Genomic DNA, 8,842 nt, shown 5'->3' with positions numbered 1-8,842 from the left:
CCCCGGGCTTCTCCACGGCCAGCCAGGTGTCCGACCTGTCCGGGCGGGGCGTGGGCATGGATGTGGTGCGCACGGCGGTGGCGCGGGTCAACGGCAGCATAGACCTCAAAAGCCGGCCAGGCGAGGGAACCCGACTGCGGCTGTCCTTGCCCCTGTCCATGGCCGTGACCAACGTGATGATCATCGTTTCCGCCGGACAGCGTTTCGGGGTATCCATGGATGCGGTGGCGGAAACCGTGAGGGTGGCACAGACTGATATCCGGCGCATCAAGCACCGGATGACCACGGTTCTGCGGGGCCGTGTGGTGCCCTTGGTGGCGCTCAACGACCTGCTGGCCCTGGACGAAGCCCAGCACCCCAATGAGGATGGTGAAATGGCCGTGGTGGTGGTACGCATCGAAAATGATCTTCTCGGCATCATCGTGGATGACTGTCGCGAGACCGTGGACATCATCCTCAAACCCCTGGCCGGTTTCCTCGGCAACCTGCAGGGCTATGCCGGCTCCGCCCTGCTGGGGGACGGCTCGGTACTGCTGGTGCTCAATCCCCGGGAACTGCTGTGATGGGCATCGAAACCAACGCAGACACCCTGCGGGTGAGTGACATACTGGGCGTTGAGGACGCCGAGACCCTGCTCGACTGGCTGCTCAAGCACCCCGGCGGCCCGGTGAATCTGGCCGCCTGTACCCATCTGCATGCCGCCAATCTGCAGGTACTGATGGCCACCCGCCCCCACATCACCACCTGGCCTGATGACCCCATGCTGGCGGACTGGCTCAGGCACGCACTCAATCAAGAGGAATGACTCCATGCCCAAGACCATCCTTGTGGTGGATGATTCAGTCACCATGGTCATGAGTCTGAAGACCAGCCTGCAGATCGCCGGCTTCACCGTGGAGACGGCCCATGACGGTCAGCAGGCGCTAGACAAGCTCAAGGGAGGCGTCAAGCCCGACCTGATCATCACCGACATCAACATGCCCCGCATGGGCGGGATCGACTTCATCCGTCATGCCCGCGCCCTGCCCGGCATGCGCTTCACTCCCATCCTGGCCCTGACCACGGAAAGCCAGCAGGCCAAGCGGGACGAGGCCAAGAAACTGGGTGCCACCGGATGGTTGCTCAAGCCGGTGAGTGGCACCGACCTGGTCAAGGTCATCAAGCAAGTCCTGCCCGGCGCCTGAGGACACTCCATGACGGTCTTGACGGAGCAGCGCAGAAAACTGGCCGAGGCATCGGTACGGCAGGCCCGCACCCTGCGCCGCAACATGGCGATCTCCACGGTGCTGGGCACCCTGCTGCTGTCTCTCATGGTCTATCACACCCACGCCTGGCCGGAGCGGCTGTCCCAGTGGCTGGGCATCAGTGAAGCAACGGTACTGGCGGTCCTGGTGGCCATTGCCCTGCTGAGCACCAATTTCCTCGCCGGCCTGGTGTTCTTTCGCACCAGCTATCGCAATGCGGGCTCCCTGGGCCACACCCTGGAAGAGTTGGACGATGAACTCGTCAAGACCGAGACACAGCTGCAGGCCAGCCGCAATGCCATGCACGCCACCGCCGACATGGACCAGGCCTTTCAGGATTGTTTGCAGCAGAACCTGCAGGACAGCGAGACCTCCACCCTGGGCATCATCGAACGGACCGGCCGGCTCAACGAGGCGGCCGGAAAACTGCTGGAGTACCTGCACCATTCCAGTGCCAATGCCTCCACCATGGCGGTGGACATCCAGCAGGGTGTGGAGGACATGAACAAGATTGCCGGCTTCGTCCGCGAACTGCCGGACAAGATCCGCCAGGACGCCGAGGTAATCCACCATATCCTCCAGGAGGTCAAGCAACTGGAAGGATTGGCCGCGTCCATCCAGCAGATCAGCCAACAGACCAACCTGCTGGCCCTGAATGCCGCCATCGAGGCCGCCCGCGCCGGAGACTCGGGCCGCGGATTTGCCGTCGTGGCCACCGAGGTACGCGCCCTGGCCAACCGTGCCTCAACGGCAGCCGACACCATCGAGTCCGGTCTCAGTCAGGCGCTGTCAGCCGTGGAGCGCAGTCTGGCCACCAGCGACCTCGGCGACTCCCACCACCATCTGGAAAAGGCCACCCAGGTGGTCGATGCCTTCCAGAAGCTGCAGGACAGCTACGAGGACATGCGTCAGTTCTACAAAACCCTGTTTTCCGTGGTCACCCAGCACAATACCGAACTGGCGGAGCAGATTGCCGACATGCTGGGCCTGATGCAGTATCAAGACGTGGAGGGCCAACGACTGACCCGCATGACCGATACCCTGGCGGAACGCTGCCGGCTCTACGCCGGCGTGGAGCAGTCACCGACAGGTTTCCAGGGGCTCCCCGAGGATCTGCAGCAGTTGCTGGCTCGTTACCTGGAGGATGAATCCCGGCACAGTCACCCCGACAATCGGCATCAGACGACCACGGCCGATGCGGGACCGCGCATTGAGCTATTCTGATGCCACGCATCGCCCTCAAGGAAACGCTGCATCCATGAGCGCGGCAGACAGGACCGGCCCCACCGTGCTGGTGGTCAGCAACCGCAAGGGGGGGACCGGCAAGACCACCACGGCGGTCAACCTGGCGGCGGAGTTCGCCGCAGCGGGTCGTCGTACCCTCTTGATCGACCTGGATACCCAGGGGCACTGCGCCCTGGGTCTTGGCGTTACCCCGTCCCCTGACCGACCCACGGTGCACCACCTCTTCCAGGACAACGGCATCGGCCTGCTGGACACACGCTATCCCACCTGCTGCCTGGGCCTGGACCTGGCCCCCGCCAATCCGGATTTCCAGCACGGCAGCGCACCCGATGACGAGCAGGTGCTGGCACAGGCACTGGCGGATCCGGCACTGACATCCCGCTATGATCAGGTCGTGATCGACTCCCCCCCTTCCCTGGATCATCTGCTGCTCAATGCCCTGGCGGCCGCCCACTGGGCGGTCATCCCGTTCATGCCGCACCCCCTGGCCGGTGAAGGGGTCCGGCAACTGTCGAAGGTCTTTTTCAAGGTAGCCATGCGCAGCAATGCCAACCTGCGTCTGATGGGGGTATTGCCGGTGATGCTGGACATGCGAATCAGGCAGCATCAGACCGTCCGCGATCAGGTGGCCCGGCAGTTCGGCGAGGACCGGGTGCTGGGGGGGATCCGCAACGACATCAAGCTGGCGGAATCCTTCGCCGCCGGGCGGCCCATCCGACTGTATGCGCCCCGCAGTCGCGGCAATGAGGATTACAAGACGGTCTTCGGGCTCATCGAACAACGCATGCGAGCCTGAAACCCGGATCGTTCGTTCAGGCGCTCACTCCATCACCCGGTCGCGTCCATGGGCCTTGGCCCGATAGAGCGCCTGATCCGCCGCCTGCTTGAGTGCTTCCGCGGACGGCAGCGGTGCCGGGGCGGCACGGGTGGCAATACCGACACTGACGGTCAGGCAGGGAGAGACGCCGGAATACTCATGGGGGAGCTTCAAGTCTCTCACCGCCGCCACCATGCACTCCCCAACGTGCCGGGCACCCTGGGCATCCGTATCCGGTAGCAGGGCAACAAACTCCTCGCCCCCGTATCGGGCGACAAAATCCGAAGGTCTGGCGATACTGTCTTTCAGCACCTGCGCCACCCGGCGCAGGACGACATCTCCCGCCCCATGGCCGTAATGATCGTTGTAGGATTTGAAACAGTCGACATCGATCATGAGCAGGGACAGGCAGGAAGGGACATGACGGGACAGGCGTGACCATTCCTCCGCCAGTTTCTGGTCGAAATGACGCCGGTTCGGAAGCTCCGTCAGACTGTCCTGAAGCGATATCCGCTCCAGTCGGTCGGCCTTGAGCTTGTAATTGATGTGATTACGCACCCGGGCACGGACAATGGCCGGATTGAAAGGCTTGGAAATGTAATCCGCCGCCCCCAGGTTGAAACCCTTTTCCTCGTTGACATCATGATCCAGCGCCGTCACGAAGATCACCGGGATGTGCCGGGTACGCGCATCCTCCTTGAGCAGATAGCACAACTCATAACCATCCATGTCCGGCATGAGTACATCCAGCAGGATCAGATCCGGAGCCGGTTCCCTGCCGGCCAGGATCAGGGCCTTTTCCGCCCGGGTCGCGGTCAGAAGACGGTACTCACTGCTCAACAGATTGGCCAATACATGAATGTTGGCGGGCTGATCGTCAACGATCAGCACCGTGGCCTTGACCTCGTTCAACATCAGACTTCAATCTCCAGACCGGCGTCGGATGCCATTTTTCGCAACAGATCGGCAGCGGGCTCATGGTCGAGGGTATCCAGCAGTCGCCTCAGCTCGATCACCTGTATTCCATCCACGTGTCGCTGCAAATAATGGATCACCATGCGTATGTTGTTGGCGGCCACCCACTCACCTGCCAGCAGGGACGCATGCATGGCCCGCATCACCCTTCTGACGGATTCGGGATCATCATCCGGGCCATCCTCAACAACAGGGTCCACCGGCAAGGTGGACAGACTTGATCGGACCTCGCTCAAGGCGTCGATGAACGATGCACGCATTTGCTCAGGAATACCCGAGGTTTTCGCACTGGCCTGCTCCATGGCTCTCGTGCATTTTTCCAGACGGCTTGCGCCCAGCGTTCCTGCCAAACCCTTGAGGGTGTGAAGCTTGCGCTGGATTATTTCAGACCGGGGGCGGTTCAGGACTGTCACCATATCCGCAAATTCGGACTGCAATTGCAGATTGAAGCGATGAAGCATACTCAGATACAGAGTGACATCTCCTGCAAAAGTCTTCAGACCACGATCCAGATCAAACCCAGACATGCCAGGGAACAGATCACGAAGGGAAGACGACACGGTGTCATCCCCGACCGGCATGGTATCTTCATGCAGCCACTGCCTCAACATGGCGAACAGGGCTTGGGGATCGATCGGTTTGGTCAGATAGCCGCTCACACCCGCTACCCGGGCACGCAGCCGATCATCGTCCATGGCTGCCGCAGATAACGCCACGACCGGCAAATCCGGAAAAAGCCGCCGGATACGCCGTGTCGCTTCAATGCCATCCATCACCGGCATCTGCAAATCCATGAGTACCAGATCGACAGGCTGCCGCTCCAGCAGATTGATAGCCTCCAGGCCATTACAGACCGGTATGATCTGAACACCGGTTTTTTTGAGGATTTGAGTGGCCACTTCCTGATTGAGGGCATTATCCTCCACCAGCAGTATGGTCTGACCGGGGAAAGAGGGTGGCCGGGTTTTCCCGCCGGCCAGGCCATCAGTCATCGATTCCGCAGGGGCCTCACTGGACAGGGGAAGCTGTAGTTCGAACTGGAACAGACTACCCTGGCCGGGCACGGATCGAAGCTCCAGCTCAGCGCCCATCCGGGCCAACAATCTGCAACTGATCGCCAGACCCAGCCCGGTGCCGCCGTATTTGCGGGTGGTGGAAGAATCCGCCTGGGAGAAGGGAAGAAACAGCTTGGTCTGTTGCGGCTCGCTGATCCCGATGCCGGTATCTCGAACCTGGAAACGCAATCGCACCGAGGCATCATCGTCGCTCAGGGCAAGCTGATGAATTGCCAGGGTCACCCGTCCCTGTTCGGTGAACTTGACGGCATTGCTCAACAGATTGCTCAGGACCTGACACAGGCGCAGAAAATCCCCCTCCACCATCAGCCCGCTGTCGGTCTCCTGCTCCAGGATCAGCTCGATACCCTTGGTTTCCGCCGCGAGGGCGAACAGGGCACGCATGCGATCCAGCAGTTCATCGAGATGGAAAGGATGACAGTCCAGCTCCAGCCTGCCGGCCTCGATTTTCGAATAGTCCAGGATGTCATTGATGATACTCAGCAGCATGCGCGAAGCATCACGTATCTTCACAAGATAATCCTGCTGCCGCTCATCCATAGGGGTATTCAGTAACAATTCGGTCATGCCGATGACCGCATTCATGGGGGTCCGGATCTCATGACTGATGTTGGCCAGAAACTCACCCTTGGCGCGATTGGCGCGCTCGGCCGCCGCCTGTGCCTGCTTGATATGGGAAATATCCTGAATGATGGACCAGATCACTTCCCGCCCTTCCTGGTCCGTGGTCTTGAATCCATGGAGCAGCACCGGATAGCGACTGCCGTCCTTGCGAATGTATTCCTTTTCGAACGGTCCGTAGAGACCGGTCGCTTCCAGGGAGGCCAGTACCTTTTCCTCCTCGGGCAGGTAGCACTCGGGCGTCAGCTCCCAATAACTGAGCTGCCTGAACTCCTCTGGGGCATAGCCGGCAGGCTCGTTGATCGCCCGGTTGAATTCGAGGAACTGCCCGGTCCTGTAATCATTCATGGCGATCCCGACCGGGGACAGTTCGAACAAACCACGAAACTTGGCTTCCTGTGCCGCCAGTTCCCGGGCGGCCGTGACCCGATCCGTGATGTCCTCATTGACGCCGACCACACGTACCGCCTCGCCGAACTCGTTGCGCCTGACCTGAGCCAGACCACGCAATGTCCTGTGTGCCCCATCCCGGTATCTCTGTATCTGGAACTCCACGTCGAAACGGGCATCATCCTTCAGCAGGCGCTCGAATGCCTCCAGCACGGCCGGGAGCGATTCGGGCAGGACCCGAGACTGCCAGTCCCTGAAGCAACCACGGAAAGCCTGGTGATCCACCCCATAAACCCTGAGCATCCCCTCGTCCCAGAGCAGCACATCGTTGGCAATGTCATAGTCCCAGATGCCGATATTGGCCGCCTCGGTGGCGAGCTTGAGCCGTTCCCTGCTCTCAAGCAGATGCATTTCGTTTTTTTTCTGCGCCGTGATGTCCCTGAACACCACCAGCAGACAGGGACCGGAACTCAGCCCCATGCTCACCACGGAAACATTTGCATGGATCAGGCTGCCGTCCATGCGACGCATCCGGGTCCCGAAATCATCCCGCCCCTGCGCCATGACCTTCGACACATGCGCCGCCACCTCCTCCGGATTCTCCTGAGCCTCATAATCCTGGATACGCAGACGGGAGAATGCCTCGGCGCTGTAACCCAGAATCTGGTGGGCGGCGGCATTGAACTTCAGCGGCAGGGTGGTCTTCGGATCGAGCAACAAGGCGCCATCCGGATAAAGATCAAACAGCATGCGAAACTTGCGCTCCTCTTCCTCCAGCGCCCTCCGGGTACTGATCTCCTGGGTCTGATCCAGCAAGTACCCCCGCAGCACGAGCAGGTTGCCCGCATCGTCGTACTCCGGTACCGAGTGTTCATAAAACCACTGATACCGACCGGCACTGTTACGCAATCGATAATGTTGCTCGATAGCGGTGACACGATTGGCCAGATCAATGGCTCTGTCCCGTTCCAGCCGAGGCAGATCGTCAGGATGGACCAGATCCGCGAACAGGAAATCCGGCGCCAGCATGGACTCGACCGAAAAGCCAAGCACGTGCAGCACATTGGTGGAAACATAACGCAACGGCCAGCCAGGCGTGGGGAGCCACACACAGACCATGACCGGCCCCCCTGTAAACAGCTGCAATTCCCGCTCCAGCTGCCGGGAACGGGCGACCGCCGCAGTCACGTCCTGAAACAGCAGCAGGAAGTTACCGGATTCGCCCAGGGGCTTTGCCTTGAGCTCCACCGCCACGCCCATCCCATCCTTGCGCACCATCACCTCATCACCCTGATAGCTCTGGCGTCGTTCCAAGCATTGCAATACCCGGCACTGTCCCCGCGGAATGAAGCTGTCGGTCCGGTCGCAAAGCAACCACTCCGAGGATGACGGACCCAGAGTGCCGTAATTGCCGCATTGAAAGAAATCCATCACGGGCCGACCCAGCATCTCCTCGGCCGCATGATCCAACAGTTCCGAGACCGCTTGATTGATCCTGATGATCAGACCCTTGGCATCAACGACGACCAGACCCGCCGGCACCTCATCGGTCAGCGTACTGAGCGCCTGATTGATTTCAGTCAGCTCGCGGTTGAGTGAATCCAGTTCCTGCTGATGATTCCTGAGCAAACTGAACCAACGGTTGTAGTAGAGGCTCACCAGCTCTTTCTGGCTGACAAGACCACTAAGACGCCCTTCGGCGTCCACGACAACGACCCGCTTGATGTGTCTTTCACGGCAAAACGTCAGTGCCTCGGCAATGGTGGCGTGCTCATCCAGGGTCAGTACGGGGCAAGTCATGTAATCAGCGACAGGCCCGTTCAGATCGGCACCGGATTGCAGCAAACGGATGACGTCCCGCTGGGTCAGGATGCCTGCGGGTCTATCGTGGCGGACGGCGACGGTGGCAGTGCATTTCCCCAGGTCCATCAGGCGCATGACTTCACTGGCAGGCAGCTGATCATCCACCGCCAGCGGCTGACCGCCCTGCAGCAGCTCGCCCAGATTCTGAGTCTCGGCCAGCATCCTGGGATCCAGGCTGGCGGCCAGATCGCTGTAGCTGACGATGCCGGCAAGCTCACCATCCCGATCCACCAGACAGATGTGCTCGGAACGGTTGCGTATCGCCTTGAGTCCATCCAGGACGGAGTCTGCCGGGTCAAGGATGACGGCTTCGGGCAGTTCCAGCGACGCCAGCGGCGTGGACATGGCCATACCTCTAACCTGGAATGAGAGCAGCATGCCCGAAAGAATCAGACGGTAGCCATCCGCGCCGAGGACCACCACGGTACGAATGTCATGCCGACTCATACTGTTCATCGCATCGGTCAGAGTTGCCGTGGCGGGGAGCGTGACCACGCAACGTGTTGCAATACTGCTCAGTCGGGGAAAAAACATTGGCTTACCTCAAAGGCACCGGAACTCCCGGCCAGGCCGAACGAGCGGTGAGAAGACTGTGTTCCGAGGCACACCGG

At 60.6% G+C, this 8,842-nt stretch carries 7 protein-coding genes; 5 read left to right on the top strand and 2 right to left on the bottom strand.

The window, feature by feature from the left end:
- The 5 genes from LQ952_RS09180 to LQ952_RS09160 form a co-directional block, all read left to right on the top strand.
- Nucleotides 1-563: chemotaxis protein CheW (locus LQ952_RS09180; RefSeq protein ID WP_238622363.1), on the top strand; the 563-nt coding region annotated here is incomplete at its 5' end.
- Nucleotides 563-805: a hypothetical protein gene (locus LQ952_RS09175; RefSeq protein WP_238622362.1), complete on the top strand. Its 243-nt coding sequence runs from the start codon at nucleotides 563-565 to the stop codon at nucleotides 803-805. The genes LQ952_RS09180 and LQ952_RS09175, both read left to right, overlap by 1 nt.
- Before the next feature lie 4 nt (nucleotides 806-809).
- Nucleotides 810-1,184: a response regulator gene (locus tag LQ952_RS09170; RefSeq protein ID WP_238622361.1), complete on the top strand. Its 375-nt coding sequence runs from the start codon at nucleotides 810-812 to the stop codon at nucleotides 1,182-1,184.
- A 9-nt stretch (nucleotides 1,185-1,193) separates the two neighbouring features.
- Nucleotides 1,194-2,468 carry a methyl-accepting chemotaxis protein gene (locus tag LQ952_RS09165; protein ID WP_238622360.1) on the top strand — a complete coding sequence of 425 codons (1,275 nt, stop codon included), beginning with the start codon at nucleotides 1,194-1,196 and terminating at the stop codon, nucleotides 2,466-2,468.
- A 34-nt stretch (nucleotides 2,469-2,502) separates the two neighbouring features.
- Nucleotides 2,503-3,285, top strand: coding sequence for a ParA family protein (locus tag LQ952_RS09160; protein ID WP_238622359.1), 783 nt, complete (start codon nucleotides 2,503-2,505; stop codon nucleotides 3,283-3,285).
- Between the two features lie 24 nt (nucleotides 3,286-3,309).
- Here the strand turns inward: LQ952_RS09160 and LQ952_RS09155 are convergent, their stop codons facing one another.
- The gene (locus LQ952_RS09155; RefSeq protein ID WP_238622358.1) at nucleotides 3,310-4,221 is read right to left on the bottom strand and encodes a diguanylate cyclase domain-containing protein; all 912 of its coding nucleotides are present in this window, start codon (nucleotides 4,219-4,221) and stop codon (nucleotides 3,310-3,312) included.
- Nucleotides 4,221-8,765, bottom strand: a complete 4,545-nt coding sequence (locus tag LQ952_RS09150; protein ID WP_347402064.1) for a PAS domain S-box protein — start codon at nucleotides 8,763-8,765, stop codon at nucleotides 4,221-4,223. Before LQ952_RS09150 ends, LQ952_RS09155 begins: the two co-directional genes overlap by 1 nt.
- Nucleotides 8,766-8,842: the final 77 nt, after the last annotated feature.

The sequence above is a fragment of the Ectothiorhodospira lacustris genome, from assembly GCF_022227785.1.
Classification (GTDB): Bacteria; Pseudomonadota; Gammaproteobacteria; order Ectothiorhodospirales; family Ectothiorhodospiraceae; genus Ectothiorhodospira; species Ectothiorhodospira lacustris.
This window is presented reverse-complemented; position numbering and strand designations above follow the sequence as displayed.